At 34.2% G+C, this 18,594-nt stretch carries 18 protein-coding genes; 17 read left to right on the top strand and 1 reads right to left on the bottom strand.

Annotated elements, in window-relative coordinates; all coding sequences use genetic code 11:
- The first annotated feature begins 13 nt into the window (after positions 1-13).
- From ACGH80_RS09880 to ACGH80_RS09830, 11 genes are all read left to right on the top strand, one after another.
- A complete protein-coding gene (locus tag ACGH80_RS09880) occupies positions 14-388 on the top strand; it encodes a TIGR03750 family conjugal transfer protein (RefSeq protein ID WP_174798365.1) in 375 nt (124 codons plus the stop codon).
- Positions 385-1,053, top strand: a complete 669-nt coding sequence (locus ACGH80_RS09875; protein ID WP_411579506.1) for a PFL_4703 family integrating conjugative element protein — start codon at positions 385-387, stop codon at positions 1,051-1,053. The genes ACGH80_RS09880 and ACGH80_RS09875 overlap by 4 nt, the downstream gene beginning before the upstream one ends.
- Complete coding sequence (locus tag ACGH80_RS09870) at positions 1,046-1,858, top strand: TIGR03749 family integrating conjugative element protein (RefSeq protein ID WP_411579508.1); 813 nt, start codon at positions 1,046-1,048, stop codon at positions 1,856-1,858. Before ACGH80_RS09875 ends, ACGH80_RS09870 begins: the two co-directional genes overlap by 8 nt.
- A 1-nt stretch (position 1,859) precedes the next feature.
- Positions 1,860-3,266, top strand: coding sequence for a TIGR03752 family integrating conjugative element protein (locus ACGH80_RS09865; protein WP_411579510.1), 1,407 nt, complete (start codon positions 1,860-1,862; stop codon positions 3,264-3,266).
- Positions 3,266-3,679 carry a TIGR03751 family conjugal transfer lipoprotein gene (locus ACGH80_RS09860; RefSeq protein ID WP_411579511.1) on the top strand — a complete coding sequence of 138 codons (414 nt, stop codon included), beginning with the start codon at positions 3,266-3,268 and terminating at the stop codon, positions 3,677-3,679. Before ACGH80_RS09865 ends, ACGH80_RS09860 begins: the two co-directional genes overlap by 1 nt.
- The gene (locus ACGH80_RS09855) at positions 3,679-6,444 is read left to right on the top strand and encodes a conjugative transfer ATPase (protein ID WP_411579513.1); all 2,766 of its coding nucleotides are present in this window, start codon (positions 3,679-3,681) and stop codon (positions 6,442-6,444) included. Before ACGH80_RS09860 ends, ACGH80_RS09855 begins: the two co-directional genes overlap by 1 nt.
- Positions 6,444-6,836 (top strand): hypothetical protein, encoded by a 393-nt coding sequence (locus ACGH80_RS09850; protein ID WP_174798359.1) that lies wholly within the window; start codon positions 6,444-6,446, stop codon positions 6,834-6,836. The genes ACGH80_RS09855 and ACGH80_RS09850 overlap by 1 nt, the downstream gene beginning before the upstream one ends.
- Positions 6,833-7,246, top strand: coding sequence for a TIGR03757 family integrating conjugative element protein (locus ACGH80_RS09845; protein ID WP_174798358.1), 414 nt, complete (start codon positions 6,833-6,835; stop codon positions 7,244-7,246). Before ACGH80_RS09850 ends, ACGH80_RS09845 begins: the two co-directional genes overlap by 4 nt.
- Positions 7,243-8,175 (top strand): TIGR03756 family integrating conjugative element protein, encoded by a 933-nt coding sequence (locus tag ACGH80_RS09840; protein ID WP_174798357.1) that lies wholly within the window; start codon positions 7,243-7,245, stop codon positions 8,173-8,175. The genes ACGH80_RS09845 and ACGH80_RS09840 overlap by 4 nt, the downstream gene beginning before the upstream one ends.
- A gap of 2 nt (positions 8,176-8,177) precedes the next feature.
- Positions 8,178-9,494: an integrating conjugative element protein gene (locus ACGH80_RS09835; protein ID WP_174798356.1), complete on the top strand. Its 1,317-nt coding sequence runs from the start codon at positions 8,178-8,180 to the stop codon at positions 9,492-9,494.
- 349 nt (positions 9,495-9,843) lie between these two features.
- A complete protein-coding gene (locus ACGH80_RS09830) occupies positions 9,844-11,451 on the top strand; it encodes a conjugal transfer protein TraG N-terminal domain-containing protein (protein ID WP_411579515.1) in 1,608 nt (535 codons plus the stop codon).
- A 147-nt stretch (positions 11,452-11,598) separates the two neighbouring features.
- Here ACGH80_RS09830 and ACGH80_RS09825 read toward each other — a convergent pair whose 3' ends face one another.
- Positions 11,599-11,862, bottom strand: a complete 264-nt coding sequence (locus ACGH80_RS09825) for a hypothetical protein (RefSeq protein ID WP_411579517.1) — start codon at positions 11,860-11,862, stop codon at positions 11,599-11,601.
- 460 nt (positions 11,863-12,322) lie between these two features.
- Here ACGH80_RS09825 and ACGH80_RS09820 point away from each other — a divergent pair, with 460 nt between their 5' ends.
- From ACGH80_RS09820 to ACGH80_RS09795, 6 genes are all read left to right on the top strand, one after another.
- A complete protein-coding gene (locus tag ACGH80_RS09820; RefSeq protein ID WP_065590133.1) occupies positions 12,323-12,676 on the top strand; it encodes a hypothetical protein in 354 nt (117 codons plus the stop codon).
- A 305-nt stretch (positions 12,677-12,981) separates the two neighbouring features.
- Positions 12,982-13,368, top strand: a complete 387-nt coding sequence (locus ACGH80_RS09815) for a hypothetical protein (protein WP_174798353.1) — start codon at positions 12,982-12,984, stop codon at positions 13,366-13,368.
- 85 nt (positions 13,369-13,453) lie between these two features.
- Complete coding sequence (locus ACGH80_RS09810; RefSeq protein ID WP_160430877.1) at positions 13,454-14,005, top strand: DUF3275 family protein; 552 nt, start codon at positions 13,454-13,456, stop codon at positions 14,003-14,005.
- Positions 14,006-14,084: 79 nt separating this feature from the next.
- A complete protein-coding gene (locus ACGH80_RS09805; protein WP_174798352.1) occupies positions 14,085-14,663 on the top strand; it encodes a hypothetical protein in 579 nt (192 codons plus the stop codon).
- Between the two features lie 15 nt (positions 14,664-14,678).
- Positions 14,679-16,157, top strand: a complete 1,479-nt coding sequence (locus tag ACGH80_RS09800; protein ID WP_411579519.1) for a DUF6094 domain-containing protein — start codon at positions 14,679-14,681, stop codon at positions 16,155-16,157.
- A gap of 81 nt (positions 16,158-16,238) precedes the next feature.
- Positions 16,239-18,539 carry an SNF2-related protein gene (locus tag ACGH80_RS09795; RefSeq protein ID WP_411579521.1) on the top strand — a complete coding sequence of 767 codons (2,301 nt, stop codon included), beginning with the start codon at positions 16,239-16,241 and terminating at the stop codon, positions 18,537-18,539.
- Positions 18,540-18,594: the final 55 nt, after the last annotated feature.

The raw sequence follows: 18,594 nt of genomic DNA, 5'->3' as shown, positions 1-18,594 counted from the left end.
AAAGGTAAATAAGATGAAAGAGAATGACATTGATATGCTTCCTGACCGTCTCAACCGTATGCCTGTAGTCTATAAGGGCATGACAGTCCGTGAAATATCGTTGATGGTAGGGGTTGGTGCAATTATTGGTGGTTTGTTCGGAATTATCTTATTTATCTTATTTGGTCGCTGGGTGTTAATTCCCTCAGCGATCGTTTTCATGCCATTGCCAACCCTTTTTTTTGGTGGAAATAAGATTACTAAATTAAAGCGAGGTAAACCAGAAACCTGGTTTGCACGGTCTATTGATTTGTTTTTTGCTAAAAAAGGATTCAATGGAAATAATCTAATTTTTAATGATCAAGAATTTATCGTTAGACGAAAAAACAATAAGGTAAAAAACAAATGAAATATTTACACGCACTTACAGGGCGAGATAAACACATCCAATCACTGAGATTTGTGATTATTGTATTGCTTGTAATTATTTTAGCCATAACCTGGGGCTGGCGGTCAGCGCCTAAACATTTGACTATTCATATTCCTCCTGATACTCGTTCAGGTAGTACTAGGCTTTGGTCAGATATAGATCCAAGTAACATTTATGGATTTGCATTTTATATTTTTCAGCAACTACATAACTGGCCAACGAATGGTGAAGTTGATTATAAACGTAACATCAATACGCTTACTCCGTTTTTGACACCTCAATGTAAATCACAGTTATTGAATGAATATGAGGAAAGAAGGCAGGGTGGTGAACTAAGAGAACGGGCTCGAAACATTGCTGAAATAGATGGCAGGGGCATTAATTCAGGAATTAAAAATTACGAAACAAATCAACTTGAGCATCGAGTAAAAATTTTATCAGATAAAGCATGGATTGTGACATTCGATTTATACATTGATGAATATTACAAAGGGGAAGCGGTTAAACGAGCGCTGGTTCGTTATCCGATTAGTGTTGTTAAGAGTGATACAAATCCAGAAGAAAATCCCTGGGGTTTAAAGCTTAATTGCTATGCAAGTCAACCGTTAAGACTCACTTCGTCTACAGGAGAACACAATGAATAATAAGATGATTATAAAACTTTCTCAACTAATCATAACATTATTTATTTTTGTATCGTCAATCAATAATGCTATTGCTGTTGAATTAATTACATGGGACAGAACACCTATTAAAATTACTATTAATCAAAATGATGAAAGAATGGTGATTTTAGAAAGAAATATATCAGTCGGATTACCTGGATCATTACAAGATAAGCTTCGAGTACAAAGTCTAGGAGGTGTTATATATTTAAAAAGCAATGCGCCATTTACTGAAACTCGATTAATGCTAAAAGATCTTGAAACAGGTGAAATTATTTTAGTTGATCTGACGGGAAATGGACCATCCAAAAAGAAATTAGAAACAATTAAAATCACGACCGATAATGAAAGTGAAGCTAATTTAAAAAAAGCAGAAGAAAATTATACTGAGCAGGTATTACCAACTCCCGTTTTGCTTACTAGATATGCTGCACAAAATTATTATGCTCCATTGCGTGCAATTGAAAAAGTACCTGGTATTAAACAAATTTCTATGTCATTACCCCCATTATTAACTAGGCTGGTACCACAGCTTCCTATCAGTGCTGAGCCAAAATCAGTGTGGCGTTTAAAAAATTATGAAGTTGTCGCAATTAAATTAGTTAATCAGAGTAAAAATCATGTCAATTTAGATGCAAGATTGTTACAAGGCAACTTTTATTCTGCAACATTTCAACACAACACATTAGGCCCTAATGGTGATCCGACAGATACAACAATGCTTTATATTGTTACTAAAGGTAAAGTAATCAATGCATTTTTACCTGAGTTAAGAGAGGAATAATATGGCGACAATTAAAGGAAATAAGCTGTTACCTCTTATCGTTGGTGGAGTAATATTAGTTGGAATTTTTATTGTAGTCATTGCAAATAAAAATAAAAAAAATGAATCTTCATCAAGTGATGAAATAGTTGAAATAGCTGATTTAAATGAAGAAGATTTATCTGTGCTCGGCATTACGGGTGATACGGAAAAAGATACCGTTCAGACGTTAGTGACGCTAGTTAAGACTCTAAAAAAGGATCAAGCGGATATAGTAAGTGAACTGAAAAAGTTAAAATCCGAAAATGAAAATTTGAAAAAGACAAGAGTACCACAGTATAAGATAGAGCCACCATCAAATGATTCAAAATCTAATGAGCCTACTGAGCTAGAAAAAAAAGTTTCAATTCTAACAGATAAGCTTAATCAATTAGCTTCAAGATCCCCTATATCTAGTGAAACAGCTGATTCCAAACCAGTTTCAATTCCAATTGGGAGAGGGCAAACAAGTAGTAAAGTTGATATGACTAATGATGATGAAATTCAATGGATTAATCCAGCTGACCAAATTGTTAGTAGCAATAAAGGTAAAAATACGACGGGATTTCAGTTTCCGACTAGCTTTGGTAGCGATCCTATTCGTTCAAAACTAAAAGACCATAAAGAGAGTATCAATCAGCCTATTGGTGAACGAAAAAATGAAAAAGATCGTCAACCATTTTATACAGTACCCGCCAATTCAACGTTAACAGGCTCTGTTTCAATGACATCATTGCTAGGTCGAGTTCCCATTGATGGTGTTGTATCTGATCCGTACCCGTTTAAAGCTGTTATTGGTCGAGATAATTTAATCTCAAATGGAATTGAATTACCACATATTGAGGGGGCGATTGTTTCTGGGACAGCCTCTGGTGATTACGTTCTATCTTGTGTAAGAGGCAACGTTAAATCAATTACATTTGTTTTTGATGATGGGCGAATTATAACGATCCCCGATTCATCAAAAAATAGCAAAGATGAAAGTATTGGGTGGTTATCTGACGAATACGGTATTCCCTGTGTTTCGGGAGAAATCAAATCTAATGCGAGCCAATATTTATCAACTGTAATAGGTCTAGGTACAGCAGCTGCTGCTGCAGATGCAATGGCACAACAAAATACTACTGTTGTAACAGATGGCTCAAATGTTACCAATGCAGTGACAGGAAATAACGGCCAATATGTTTTAGGTAAGGGGCTGAGTGGCGGAATTAATCAGACAATTGATTGGTTAAATAAACGTTACGGTCAAACTTTTGATGCTGTTTATGTCCCTCCAGGTAAAGAAATTGCCATTCACATTAGCAAGGAGCTGCAAATTGATTATTTATTTGAGGGCAGACTTGTTGATTATGAGATGAATACTAAAAAAATGGGAGGGCTTGATTAATGAAACAGAAACGAAAAATAACAATATTTTTATTAACTTTTGGCACAGCTCTATTTTTATTATCTGGTTGTAGTACTTCAAAAGAAAAAATGTTTCCACATAGTAGTGAGACGATGAGTGATATTTACAATAAAAAATCGGGAGGGGGAGCTTCTCAATTGTTTGATAATCGACTTCAACTTAGGAGAGAAGTTGATAATTTAACGCAAAATGTTGAAGTGGTAACGCATACACGAACAGCAGAACAAGAAATTAATAATCTTTTTCAACGATTACCAAATCCCGATTTAGTCATGTATGTCTATCCTCATTTGAGTGACGGAAAAGTTCCAGTTCCCGGTTATTCAACCGTACTTCCATTTTATGCGGAAGTGCAATATGCAATGCCAGGTGAGAGGGTGGAGAATTACTAATGAAGTTATTTGGTAAGAAAAAAGTTTCACAAAAAAAAGTTCAAGAGAAAAGACCGAAACGCAAAGGAAATTTGACTCATAGTCATAAAAAAAACTTTCTTTATGCCAATAATGGCAAAAAATCAATTATTGATTATTTACCGTGGATTGAGTTTGATGAAGAGCATAATTCAATTTTATTAGAAGATGGTCGATCTGTAGGTGCTGTTTTTGAAATTACACCTTACGGCACTGAAGCAAAACCAACATCTAAACTTCGTGCAATAAGTGATATTGTAACAAATAGTATTGAGGACTCTTTTGATGAACGAGATATGAACCCATGGGTTATACAATATTTTTGTCAAGATGAAGATAATTTACAAGATTATATCTCTTTATTAAAACAATATCCTAGACCTCACGCTCAGGGCACTGAATTTACAAAAAAATGGCTAGATATTATGGAATATCATTTAGATAGTATCACTAAAAGTGATGGCCTTTTTTTTGATAACACAGTGACAAAAACACCATGGAGAGGAAAGGTTCGGAAAACGAGGTTAGTTGTATATCGGTATATCGGACCAAAAGAACGTGAAGATTTAAATGCACAAGAAAAGCTAGATATTGTTTGTAACAATTTGATACTTGCGTTGAAAGGAGCGGGAATTGCTGTCAAGAGATTGGGGAAGAATGAGGTTTCTAGGTGGTTAGCTCAAATATTTAATCCAGCACCTTTACAAGGTAAAAAAGACTTTATTAAGCAATTAATGGATGATCAAAAACAGGCTGATGAACTGCCGATCATTAATGATTTTGCCGAAAGCCTTTTCTACAGTGAACCAGAGATTAAAGAGGGTTACTGGCATTTTGATAATATACCGCATGCTGTTGTTATGGTGGATCGATTAAAAACACCACCCAAAATTGGTCATATTACAGGCGAGACAAGTAAAGCCGATGGAATAAATGCGCTTTTTGATGTATTGCCTGAATCAACAATGATGAGTTTGACAATTGTAACTCATCCTCAAGATAAGCTAGAAGACCATATCAATTTTGTTCGAGGTAAAGCCATCGGTGAGAATGCTGAATCATTGTCTGTCAAGGAAGATTGTGACGAAGCAATGGAGTATATCAGGCAACGAGAAAAAATGTATTACAGCTCTATTGCATTTTATGTGAAAGATTCAAGTATCGGTGGATTGAAACGTAAAATACAGGGGCTGAGTTCAGTACTTAATAATAATGGACTTGTCACAGTAGCTGAAGCTAATGAAGTTGCTCCAGCATCGTCATTTTTAAGATGGTTACCTATGAATTATAACCCTCAAAATGACATAAAACGACTGTATGTTAAATTTAATTGGTGCAAGCATTTAGCCAATTTATTACCTGTTCTTGGAAGAAGCAGTGGAACAGGTAATTCTGGTGTGACATTTTTTAACCGCGGTGGAGAGCCGTTGAGTTACGATCCAATGGTCGATAAAGCACAAAATGGTCACAAGCTTATTTTAGGGCCAACGGGAGCAGGTAAATCAGCAACACTGAATATCGAAATAGCACAGCTTGTTGCTATGTATCGGCCTAGAACAATTATTGTCGAAACAGGTAATTCTTTTGGTCTTCTTGTTGATTTTATGGAGCGACTTGGAGTCAGTGTTCATCGAGTAAGTTTAAAGCCTGGAAGTGGTGTAGTGCTTAATCCTTTAGCTGATTCTCATTTAATTTTACAAAATAAGGATATTCAGTTTGAAATTGATGAAAACAATTTGAGCGATGACATTGTTAATGAAGCACTAGAACAAAATGAGGAAGATGATGCACAACGAGATGTACTCGGTGAAATAGAAATTTCTATACGTCTAATGATCACGGGAGGGGAAGAACGGGAAGATGAATTACTTCGTCGTTCAGATAGAGCAATGATTAGACAAGCTATAGTTATGGCTGCTCAAGTTGCTTATGATGAAAGACGGCAAGCTGTTCCCAGTGATGTTCAAGAGGCATTGTTTACCTTAAGCAAAGATACTCATTTACCTGAAGCTAGGCGTGCAAAAGCATATGAAATGGGTGAATCATTAAGTATGTTCACTCAAGGATTTGAAGGTGAAATATTTAATAAACAAGGCACACCATGGCCAGATGTTGATGTCATTCATGTCGATTTGGCAACTTTTGCAAGGGAGGGTTATGAAGCTCAATTATCAATTGCGTATATTTCTCTTATTAATCATATCAACAATATGGGCGAACAATATCAGCACCAAGCCAGAGCTATCGTTAATATTACCGATGAGTCACATATTATTACTGTAAAACCACTAACAGCAGCATACTTAACAAAAGCGTCAAAAATGTGGCGTAAACTGGGAGTATGGTTGTGGTTAGCCACCCAAAACATGGAAGATTTTCCCGACGCAGCTTCAAAATTATTGTCAATGATTGAGTGGTGGGAAATGTTAGTAACAGAATCATCTGAAGCAGAGAAAATACGTCGTTTTAAAGCATTAACAGATGAACAAATTTCAATGATCACGTCTGCTTGTAAAGCTGCTCGTCAGTACACGGAAGGCGTTGTGTTATCAAAAAATGTGGAATGCCTTTTCAGAATTGTTCCACCAAGCCTTTTCTTAGCTCTAGCTATGACAGAGAAAGATGAAAAAGCGGAGAGAATGAAACTGATGAATGAGTTTAATATCAGTGAGCTTGATGCTGCCATTAAAGTATCTGAAAAATTAGATGAAGTTCGAGGTATTACACGACAATATGAGGATTTATAATGAACGATAATAATTTTTTATTTAATGCTACTTCATTAAAAAAATCAAATATTAATATTGAACACAGTAAAGGTTTTGAACAATTCTGCTCTGAATTATTAGGAAAAATTGGGGCAATAATTTCGACTAAATTACGTTTATGCCGTATACCTGCAGATGATCCTACAGAATTTGGAATATTGTATCAGCAATATGCTTTAATCGCTTTCGAAGGCAAAAAATCAGCCTGTTTAATTGAGGTGTCATGCAATCCTAATTTGAACAAAATTCATTGGCCACAATTAGCTGATATTGAAACAGGGAAACGGCTATGTATCAATGTTGTTGACTGGATAGATGCCTTTTTGCTGATTAAAAATTTGATGGCTTTAACAGAGGTAGCTGATGCATGAAACGTATATTAGGACTGATTGTATTTGTAAGTTTTCAAAGTATTGGGGCAGATATTTATAGTATTGATGTTTTTGTGAATCATGAGCAAGCAAGTCGAGTTAAAAATTGTCATGATAATTGTCAAATATATGATCTAGATAGCACTGAAGTACTTTTAAATTCATTTTTTGGTGAGTTATCGAGTGATATTGATGAAGCTTATTCAGTTGTTGAAAAAAAATTAAATTTACCAGAATGGAAAACGCATGAAGCTCAAATAATTGAAGCTCAAAAGACAATTACAAAAGCATTTTATCTCGGTGTTAAAAAATATCCTGCGATTGTTATTAATGAAAAAAATGTGATTTACGGAATAACAGATGTTGCACGTGCAGTTAATGATTTTATGGGTAATGAGGATAAACGATGATAAAAAAAATAAAATGTAGTTTACTTGGACTCATAATTACTATGCCGAGTTTTGCAACATCTATTAGTACTCAACAAATAGTTCGATCAGCTCTCTCAACTAGTTGTACTGAATATAAAATTGCTGGAACCTGTTTTTGGCTGTTTTGTTCTTACGGTTGCAAAATTCGTACATCTGTAAAAGTAAAGCATTACATCCCCGATGTTGTTATGTCAGCATATGAACACCCATTTGAAAATCCGTGGACTGAAATTAACACTATTACCTCATCAGCAAGTTCATTAGTTGGGTCAAATATTCAAGGAGGGGGAGATACAAATAATCGTCAAGCAAATAATCGAACAAAAATTCGTTTTAAAGATGTTCAAGCAATCGGCCACCCTGGTGGGGCTGTTTTCTCTCAAATGCTATCAGGCATGGGCTACTATTGTAATAACGGGGTAACGCCATTTTATCCTTATTTTGTGAGTGAACTTGATTTTATTGCATGGCGATTAGCACTTGTTGAATCTGTATACCCAGAGGCATTAATACCAGGTAAAAGAGAAATTGGTAATTCATCCGATATGTGGGGAAACATTTATCCAAGAGCTGGGGCTGTTACTCAAAATGACGACTTCAAGGCAGGAGCGGTGGTTGTTCAACGAGGTGCTGATGTATTAACAAATAGTAATTCATTGCATGTCGTTCAAAATTACACTAAGCGTAAAAAAGATGGATTTTGGCCACCAGCTCCTGTTAAAGAAAATACAAAAAATCATAAATGGCAAGAATTGGCTCCAACATTAAATATGTCATGCGGTATTTTTCCAAATATTAATGATACAGCGAGCGTTGATGGAGCCTATGTTTATGCTTTGTGGAGACCTTATGCATGTTGTAAGAGACGTGGGCAAAAATTTTTATACAGTATCGATTTTGGGGGATGATCATGGCAAAGAAAACAACAATGACTATAACAGCATTATTATTGACAATTAGCTCCTATAGTTATGCTAATTCAACTGGCGGGATATCTGATAGTCTTTATTATCGTATCGGCGGTGGTTCGGTAAAAGGATCTACATATACATTTGATAAACCCAAATCCATTATGAATACGGGCAAATGGAACTCTATGATGTGCGGTAATTTTGATATTAGCTCAACAATCTCTAATCAACTAAATGGTGTAACAGAGGGGTTTAACAATATTATGAGTGAAGTTGTTAACAACGCCAAAGGCGCAGTTGCAAGTTTACCAGCCCTAGTTATACAACGAGCTAATCCTCAACTGTACGATTTGTTAACAAATGGTGTGTTACAAGCAAAATTAGATTATTCAGACATTAAGACAAGCTGTAAGCAACTTGCTGGAAAAATGGCTGATTACACAGATTCTGCAAGTTTGGTTCAAGTAGCTAAAGCCGAAAATATGGCCGAGATGTTAAATGGAAAGAAAGTTGATGCTATTCGAGCTGATAAACAAATTGATAGTGATGCAGGGAAAAACGGTATTTCATGGGTTGGGGGAGTGAAAAGGGGAGGGAAAGGACAAGATCCGATTAAGATAACCAGTGATGTTGCTTTAGCTGGCTATAACTCATTAATAAATCGAAACGTTACGGATACAACTCCCGTTGGTGATGCAAAAAATAAAGGGGGGGTTTATAAAACATGGAATAAACCTAGTGAGGCACAAGTGTGGCTAACTGATGTGGTTGGTGAGCGCACCATGGTAACTGATAGTGAAAATCAAAACGGCAATGATACAGGTAAGCCAGGAACTGGTTTAAGCCCTAAAACCGAAGAATACTACGAATTTTATTATAAAAAGTTGGTTGATTTAGTAAATGGTACAAAGCCTATTAGCAAAGCGGAATTAGAGGCACTAGAAGGTAGCTCTGTAAGTGTCACTCGAAGTGTCATTGAAACATTGAGAGAAGATAATGAGCGTGTTGTACTAGTGAAACGTTTAGCGAGTGAAATGGCGTTGTCTAGGACTATTGAAGAAGCGATGATGGCGCGACGTATCATGTTGGCAGGCCGTAAAGAGCCAAATGTTGCTAAAAATGAACCAGTACAGTCTACAATTTTGGACCAGATAGGTGAACTGGATATGGAGCTGAATCAAATTAAATTAGAGTACGATATGCGTAAATCCATTGCAGGCAATACTTTATCTGTCATACAAGAACGAAAGCAGCAAAGACAGCAAGGCGCTATTTTGCATATCGATAATCATGAATCTTTTGACGCAAATAAATAGCGAGTTAAATATGAATAAGAAAAAAATTATTAAACTTGCAATTTCTCTTATTTTTTTACTTGGATTAATTTGTTGCATATTATCTGTTTTTTCATTAACAGAACGTAAAATTGCTTCTATTAATGTATTTTTGAGTAGCTATTACTTTTTTTTTCTTGTAATGCGTTTGTGTATTTATTGTTTTACTGGTTTTCTTTTATTAAAACTAAAAAAAATGATAAAGACAAAAGTAGTAACAACTGAAAAAAAGATATATTACAACAGATTAGTTTTTAGAATTAGCATGTTATGTGTTGCTTTAATTTGTTTTAATGAAGTGATGCTATTTATTAAAATGGGGTAATGATATATGTCTGCAATGAGTTTTTTTGATTATGTGACATTGTCACTAGCATGGTTGGTAAATAACGGAATATGGAGCATTATATCATCTTCTGGTCTTTTTATTGTCCCTTTTATATTCAAAATGCTTAGCATCACGATAAATGTTATGGAGGATGGAGAATTAAAAGGTAAGCATGCAAACGTTATTCTGACTAGATTGGAAACGTACATTTATATTAGCATGGTTGTCATTTTCTTTGCATGTTATCCGTCAATCCCTCTTGATATTCGTGTATTACACTATGAGCACAGCGGATTTTCAGCAGCTATCGATAACGGAAAAATTACTCGACAGAAAATGGAATGTTCATACGCTGAAATATCTCCAGAATCGTCATCATTTAAAAAAAATAGTATTTTATTTAATGGACAACAAATTTATGTTCCTATTTGGTGGTATTTTGTTCATTCGTTATCTTCAGGCTTCACGCAATCTGTAGTTACGACATTACCGTGTAATACGGATTTACGAGAGATTCGTACAACAATTTCAGAGCTAGCAGTAAAAGATCCAATTTTGAAAAAAGAAGCTAATGAATTTTATTCATTTTGTTTCAATCCTTCGTTTAACAAATTAAGTACTGAGTTGTCTAAATTACCTGATGATTTAATTAGTGATGTGACATGGCCAGGATCGTCATACTATTTAAATACACCAGGATATTATGATTCGTTTAGAGCTCAAACTCCGCAACATCGCTGGCCATATGATGAACAACGAGATGTTGGATTAACACCAGGAGAAGGTAATACTGGCTATCCTTCATGTAAAGCGTGGTGGAGTGACAGTAAAAATGGCTTAAAAAAAGCACTGATTGCTGATATTAATCAGCAGATTAAGATCGAGTCTAATGAAAAATCAAAAACAGGTAATTTAAATCCAAACATTAATAAATTTTCGTTTTGGGAATGGTTGACAAACAGTAAAGAAGAGCTGAATGAAATTGTTTTACGTTCAGTTTTAAATCCCAAAAAAATGTTACAGAGCTCAGATTATCTGTTTGTTGACTACGAAAATAGGGATCCATCGATATCTGAGCAAGTTGGCAGTTCAATTGCGTCAGTCGGGGCATTTTTTTCTTCTATGTCGAACTTTATTGAAATTGATGCGTTGCGACAAGCAGCACCCATGATTCAATCGATATTAATAATGTCTATTATTATTTTATTACCTATCATTAGTTTAATTGGGGGATTTGAACCGAAGACGATAATCACGCTAACATTTGTCCTGTTTTCATTGATATTTTTAACATTTGTCTGGGAACTGGCACGTTTTCTAGATTCTAGACTGATTAATATTATGTATGAAAATAATGCTATTCATTTTATGTCAGATAGATGGAATATTAATAAATCGTTAGTTGATATTATTACGTCATTTGTGTTTATTGGGTTTCCTTTGATTTTACTTGCAAGTTTGTCGTGGGCTGGGTTTAAAGTTAGTTCAGGACTAGAGAGTTTTATGAATAAAAATTCAAGTAAAATGCAAGAGGCAGGAGAAGATGGAATAAGTAAGGCTAAACAAGGAAAAGACATTGCAATGAAAGTTGCAACAAAAGGGAAAAAATAGTTAAAGGGAATTAGATAAGTTGTGTCAAAATAACTGGCATTAGATTAAATGCCAGTTATTTAAAATAGATTGTGTTGACTTATCCTTATTTTCTATTTTTATGTCTCTGCTTAATTAGCTTATTATTTATAATAACCTTTTCTTTTATCACCACATTCTATCGCCATCGCTTGTGTAAGCATGACCTTCATCATCGTAATAAGATATTTCATTTCTTCTTCTTTTCTTTCTTCTTTCTTCATCTGGTGTTGTTTCCAAAAAAAACGGTAATACGTAGAGTATGCCTTTGAATATAAACAATATAAATGTTACAGAAACTGATAAAATTTTTATAAATAATTCAAATCCGTCGCTATTAAACAGCATTTTATGGTTTGTGTCAGATTGTGTTGACTTATCTTTATTTTCCATTTTTATGCCTCTGATTAAAATTTAGCCTTTATATATAAAATATATTTTGCTTTGTGTCAATGCTAAATACTTAAATGGCAAAAACAAAGGGTAAAAGGGTAAGGAAAAAAGGTAAAGGTTATTAATGGTAATGGGCCATAATGGGAATGGCCCTACCTTGAAAAGGCTGAAAAGGCTAAAAATAAAAAGGGCATAGCATAACTAGTTGTTGATTTTAAATTTAATATTGAATTTAGTGAATCATTTGCATTATAATGAAACTAGTTTTAGTTACTTTTTTAGTAACAAACAACGAGAAGATGATCGTTAATTCTCAGACATAGCCAGTAAAATGGTATGTTCCTTTTTTAAGGTGATCACACACTAACAGCCAACAAACTCACTACTTTCGTAGGTTGGTAACATCTGTTTGATGTTGAGTTTTTATAGACTATCACATTCACATATTGAGGAATACTCAATGTCTTATGCAATTACTTTTGACTTCGATACTAGCAGGTTAGAGCACTATTATCCTGGTGCATATACTAATGCTTATAAAGAAGTTAGAGATGAGTTAAAAAAGCTTGGTTTTGAATGGAAGCAAGGATCTGTGTATTTTGGTAATAGTAGTATTAATGCAGTAACTTGTGTTTTAGCCGTTCAACAATTGGGACAAAAGTTTAGTTGGTTTACACCTTCATTGAAAGATATTCGAATGCTAAGAATTGAGGAATACAATGACTTACTTCCAGCATTGGTGCAACAACGAGAACTAACTCATGCCTCATTAGAAAAAAATGAGATCCAAAATAAAACAAGAAAATTATTTTAATAAGTAATTAATTGTTTTTATCTTTTACCCATAGGGGAATATTTTCTCCTGTGGAAAGTATTCTCCTTTTTTATTCAACTTTTAATTAGGAGAATATCCATGTTAACTAACGAATACATACTTCTTTCGACAGAATATTTCCTTGCTTTAATCAATTGTGAAGCAACTATACCTGATGATGTATCATTAAGTTCAATCATTCAAGAATACTTACATAAGTCTTAATTTTAATGTGTCAACCAGGAGGGGGATTTTCACTCCTCTTGAGTGATATCTCCTGATTTTGTTTGAGGAGGTTTATTATTATGAGATGGTATTCAGAGCATAATATTCATACTAAATCTGAGTTAATTAATTCATTAATTGCTCCTGTTTATAGTGAACATTATGAAGAAAAAACATTGCAATTTCATGTTTGTAATGACTATATTCATGGAGTAACCATATTATGGTCATTAATTGAATTTAATGTCATAAACGATTATCGAAACATTTTACTGGCAGGTAAATACCGTTACATAAAATGTAATTTGATCAGACAAATTGACGAGGCTTGGAGCTATTCATATTATTGTGAATTATCTTTTCCTCCTTATTATTCATGTCCACTTAATTACCTTGAATTAGCTAATTTTGAAGTAAATCACGAATGGCGAACTCAAGTTAGAAATTATCATCAACTACAAAAATAGTTTTCCTATTTCATTTAAACCAGCTTACTTTATTACGCATAAAGTAGTTGGTTTTTATTTTTACTTTTTATACTGGAGCATTAATATGATTTCAATACCTGGTGAATTAGTCATTACAACAAGAACGGGTAAATATGGCAATTTCAATGTCGCCAAGCTTTTTACATCCATTGGTGAATTTTCTTTAAAAGATAATAAATTATTGGATCAGTATGAAGCTGGAAAATATGAAGGGTCGTTTGTGATTAAACAAATCAAATCTTCTTCATATAGTTATGGCAATCGTGTTGTTATTGAATGTTGTGCGTATATTGAAGATATGGATCTGGTTAATTCATCCAAATTAGATGAAGCAGATTCGGAAAAAATACATGTATCAGAAGACCCTATTTGTCAGACTGAGTCATCTGAAGTTCAGAAAGTTAATACTGAACATCAACATGAAGAAACTATGGCTACCTCAGGTTCAGGTGATGCTGAACTGTTTGGTATTTTATGGCCGATAGGTGATCAAGTTAAACTAGATTCAACGGAGGATCGCTTAAAAATACGTTCCCAGAAAAAACGTTTAATCGAACTTGGTTACCATTTTGACTATAAAAGCCAATGTTGGAATAAATTGCCAGAACAATTTTAACTTAACTTATCTATCTCTGGGGAGAAACAGGTCTTCCTAGAGATCGTTTCTCCTTATATTGATTTAAGGAGAAACTTTAATGAGTAACATTCTTACATTACAAGATATTCCAGATTTGAAATGTGATTGTTGTATTGCGAATAATGACTCCGAACTGATTTTTTTATCAGTATGGGGGAAAGATACCGCAATGCAGGAACTCTTTGCAAAACTTACGATTGGCGAAACAACTACACATGGTTTAACGGATATTAAGTTAAATCATCATCGAGTGTTTTTAGCTGAAGGAAAGTATTATGCAAAGCGCACATTGAAAGTAACTAAAACGTTATTTGGTTCGTTGATTCATGCTTTTATTTTTGATAAACGCATTATTGAGCCAAACCGTGATTCAAATTCAATGATCTCTATTTATAAGATAGAAGATGTTTCCACTAGACATAATCGTTACTTTGATGCAATTAAAACACTTTCATCTGTACCCATTTTAGAACATTGGGCTGACGAAATTGTGTCGATTGCTAAACAACAAGGAATGATTAAAGAACATAAAGCAATTGTTGGTGATATTGATGCAACAACAATCATTGTAAACGACACAATATTAACTCAAATCATGAGCCAAAAAATTCGTGATGGTATTTTAACTTTATCATAATCATAGGGAGTATTTATGGTTGCACTTATATCGCCGAGAGTGGCGCATAATTTTGCTAAAAATGGCTATTATCCAACGGATGATGCTACAACAAATGCAATTATTAGCCATTTTGTAAGAACTGATACTGCTATTCGAGTTTTAGATCCTTGTGTTGGTGAAGCTCGAGCAGCAAGTAATATTGCGTATTCACTTAGTCATAAAGCAAAACTATATGGTATTGAATACAATCGACATCGAGCAGAACTAGCCCAAAAATATTGTGATGTTTTGTTAAGAAGTGACTTATTTGATACCGTTATTTCACCTAATTCCTTTGGTTTATTATTCTTAAATCCACCATATGGAGATTTAACTAGTGAACATAATGGAGCAATTACAAATTATCAGAAAGACTACAAACGACTAGAGAAAATATTCTATCGTTTTACGATCCCGTCGCTTCAGTATAACGGTATTTTAGTATTAATAATTCCGTTTACTCAGCTTGATGAGATGCTTTCAAATTGGATTGCAAGTCAGTTCACTGATATTTCAATATTTACAGCTTGTGATAAACAATTCAAGCAGATTGTTATTTTAGGAAGAAAGGTTCGACAAAATGATATAGCACTTCAGGAAAAAAATGATATGAAGGCAAAATTTGAAGCTATTTTTGAAGGAGAAATTGTTCCTGATGAGATAGCTGTTACAAATAAGCCGATGTATCAAATTCCTGAGCCAGAAAGTGAAGTTAAATCTTTCTATAAACTATCATTTACTGATGAAGAGTTAGGTCAGGAAGTTCAAAAGATAGGTGGACTATGGAATGACTTTAATCTTTTTTTCAAAAAATGTTGTGAACGCAAACGCAAACCGTTGTGTAAAATGTCGGATTGGCATTTATCGTTAGCACTAGCTGCTGGTGAAATCAATGGTATTGTAAAATCCAATACAGGTAAAACTTATATCATTAAAGGTGATACTTACAAATCAAAGTCAAAAAGTGTTGAAAATACTTTGGATGATGAGGGCTTTATTGTTGAATCAAAAACAATTTTGACCGATAAATTTGTTCCTTCAATTAAGGCATTTGATTTCACTCCAAATTCTGAAACATTTGGTTCGTTATTGGTGATTTCTAGTCAAATTAACGAAGTTGATGAATTGGATGAATTGGATGAAAATGGTACACATGTTGAAGATAATCAATCCTGCTCAGTTGTAACTGGATTGATTTATTCCACAGAAGGGATTAAGTGCTTAGCTGATCGTGATTTTAATATGGCACTTGCTGTTTCAAGCGCTCTTAGTCGTTATAGAAATGGCGATTGGGGAGATGATATGGACGATAGTGACAAAAAATTAAATGATCAAGTGTTAAAGCAAGGACAAAAAAATGACCGCTTATTTGCAAGTTATAAGCTTTCTGATGATATAAAACTATGGATTATTACCGAATGGCATGGTGAGCGAGGTTTTATCACTACGTTGATGCTGCCAAATGAATATTAAATCTATATTAATTTAAACATTAACCCATAAGGGATACAATCCCTTGTGGAGCTTGTATCCCTTTTTTTCTAAGGATTAAAAATGGAACAAGTAACATTAAATACACAAATTGATTTAAATAGTTTTATTAATGAATTTAAAGATTCATTATTGGATAGTTTGAATGCATCTAATCCTCCAGTTTACAGCGAGGATGATATGTCATTTGAACGACAATCAATTATGGAACAGTTAAAACGTAAACCATTTAGTGAACAAGCTAATGTTGTACAGGCTGTTACAAAATTGTTATTAGATCAGAATGAACCAGCAGCGATTATCAACGCTGAGATGGGAACAGGAAAGACAATGATGGCAATTGCTGTGGCAGCAGTACTTCACTATGAAGCCCAGTATCGACGTAATCTGATAATTTCGCCACCTCATCTTGTATATAAATGGCGACGAGAAATTTTAGAAACGATACCAGGTGCAAGAGTATGGGTTTTAAATGGCTCAGATACACTTGTGAAGCTATTAAAATTGAGGCAAGAGCTTAAGTTAGGTATTACATCTAATGTGCCTGAATTTTACGTTTTAGGACGTGTTCGAATGCGAATGGGATACCACTGGAAACATGCACTGAAATCAAAACCTATTTACCAAAAGCAAAATATTCATGAACGTGGGGAAGTTAAAACAAAATACATAAAAAAAGACTGTGCTGCTTGTCCCGACTGTTATAATTTTTGTCGTGATGACGATGGGGAGTTAATTCTTTTTAGCGATTTTGTTTTGAAAGAACATCGAACAACTTGTGTGAATTGTGGCAGTGCTTTATGGACTTTGATTAGACCATTAAATAACTCGAATTCTAGTTTTAGAGACAGAGTTAAAAAATCGATGTGTCAAATTCCGACAGTTGGGCCAGTGAAAGCTGAATCTCTAATTAATAAATTTGGTGACGATTTTCTATCTGATCTGCTTGCGGATAATGCATCAGATTTTGTTAATCTTATGAATGAAAATGGTGAGTTTATTTTTACTGACAGACAAGCAATAAGAATGGAAAAAGCTTTAGCTAAACTTGAATTTGGTTTTGGCGAAGGTGCTTATCAAGCTACCGAATTTATCAAAAGATATTTACCACAAGGATTTTTTGATTTATTGATTGTTGATGAAGGTCATGAGTATAAAAATCAAGGCTCTGCACAAGGGCAGGCCATGGGGGTGCTTGCTAGCCAAGTTAAAAAGATTTTACTTTTAACTGGTACTCTTATGGGAGGATATGCAGATGACCTATTTTTTTTACTTTTTCGTGTATTAACGTCTAAGATGATTGAAGACGGTTATAAACCGAATAGCAGAGGTTCACTTGGTACCGCAGCAATGGAGTTTATGCGAGATCATGGAATCATTAAAGACCTATATACGGAAAGGCATGGAAATAGTCATAAAACAGCAAAAGGTAATCAGATTTCTCATCGAACACAAAAAGCTCCAGGTTTTGGACCAAAGGGTATTTTACGATATGTATTACCGTATACAGTATTTCTAAAGCTTAAAGATATTGGTGATAATATTCTCCCGAATTATACTGAAGAGTATATTGATATTCCAATGTCATATGAGCAAAGAAGTTATTACGATGATTTATCGAATAAACTTAAGAGTGAGTTGAGAAGTGCATTAGTGAAAAGAGATACAACATTACTTGGTGTTGTACTCAATACCTTACTTGCATGGCCTGACTGCTGTTTTAGAGCAGAAACAGTCACTCATCCAAGAACACGAGATAAGCTGGCTTTTGTGCCATCTGTATTTAGTGGTGATGAGGGTGATAGTTTTATTGAATGTTCGCCAAAAGAGCAATCTTTAGTTGAACATTGTTTAGCTGAAAAAACAGATGGTCGTAAAGTATTAGTATATGCAACTTATACTGGTACTCGAGACATAACTGGACGGCTTAAGCTTATTTTAGAACAAGCTGGTTTAAAAACAGCTATATTAAAATCAAATGTGTCGCCAGAAAAGAGGGAGGATTGGATCTTAGACAAAGTGGATAAAGATTATGATATTGTCATAACAAATCCAGAACTTGTTAAAACAGGTCTTGATTTACTCGATTTTCCGACCATTATTTTCTTGCAAACTGGTTTTAATGTTTACACATTGCAACAAGCAGCAAAACGTTCGTTCAGAATTGGCCAGAAAAATGATGTAAAAGTGATTTATTTGGGCTATGAAAATTCAGCACAAACAAGCTGTTTAAAATTAATGGCAAAAAAAATAGCGGTTTCACAAAGTACTTCAGGGGATATGCCTGAATCGGGATTAGATATACTTAATTCTGATGATGAATCCATTGAAGTGGCTTTAGCAAAACAGCTAATTGCCGTATAAAAATAAGTGATATAAAGTAAAAGCTGGCACGTTATGTGTCAGTTTTTGTTATTAT

It is taken from the genome of Gilliamella sp. BG1, assembly GCF_046635625.1.
Lineage (GTDB): Bacteria > Pseudomonadota > Gammaproteobacteria > Enterobacterales > Orbaceae > Gilliamella > Gilliamella bombi.
The sequence above is the reverse complement of the archived record's forward strand: the minus strand, read 5'-3'. Positions and strand labels throughout refer to the sequence as shown.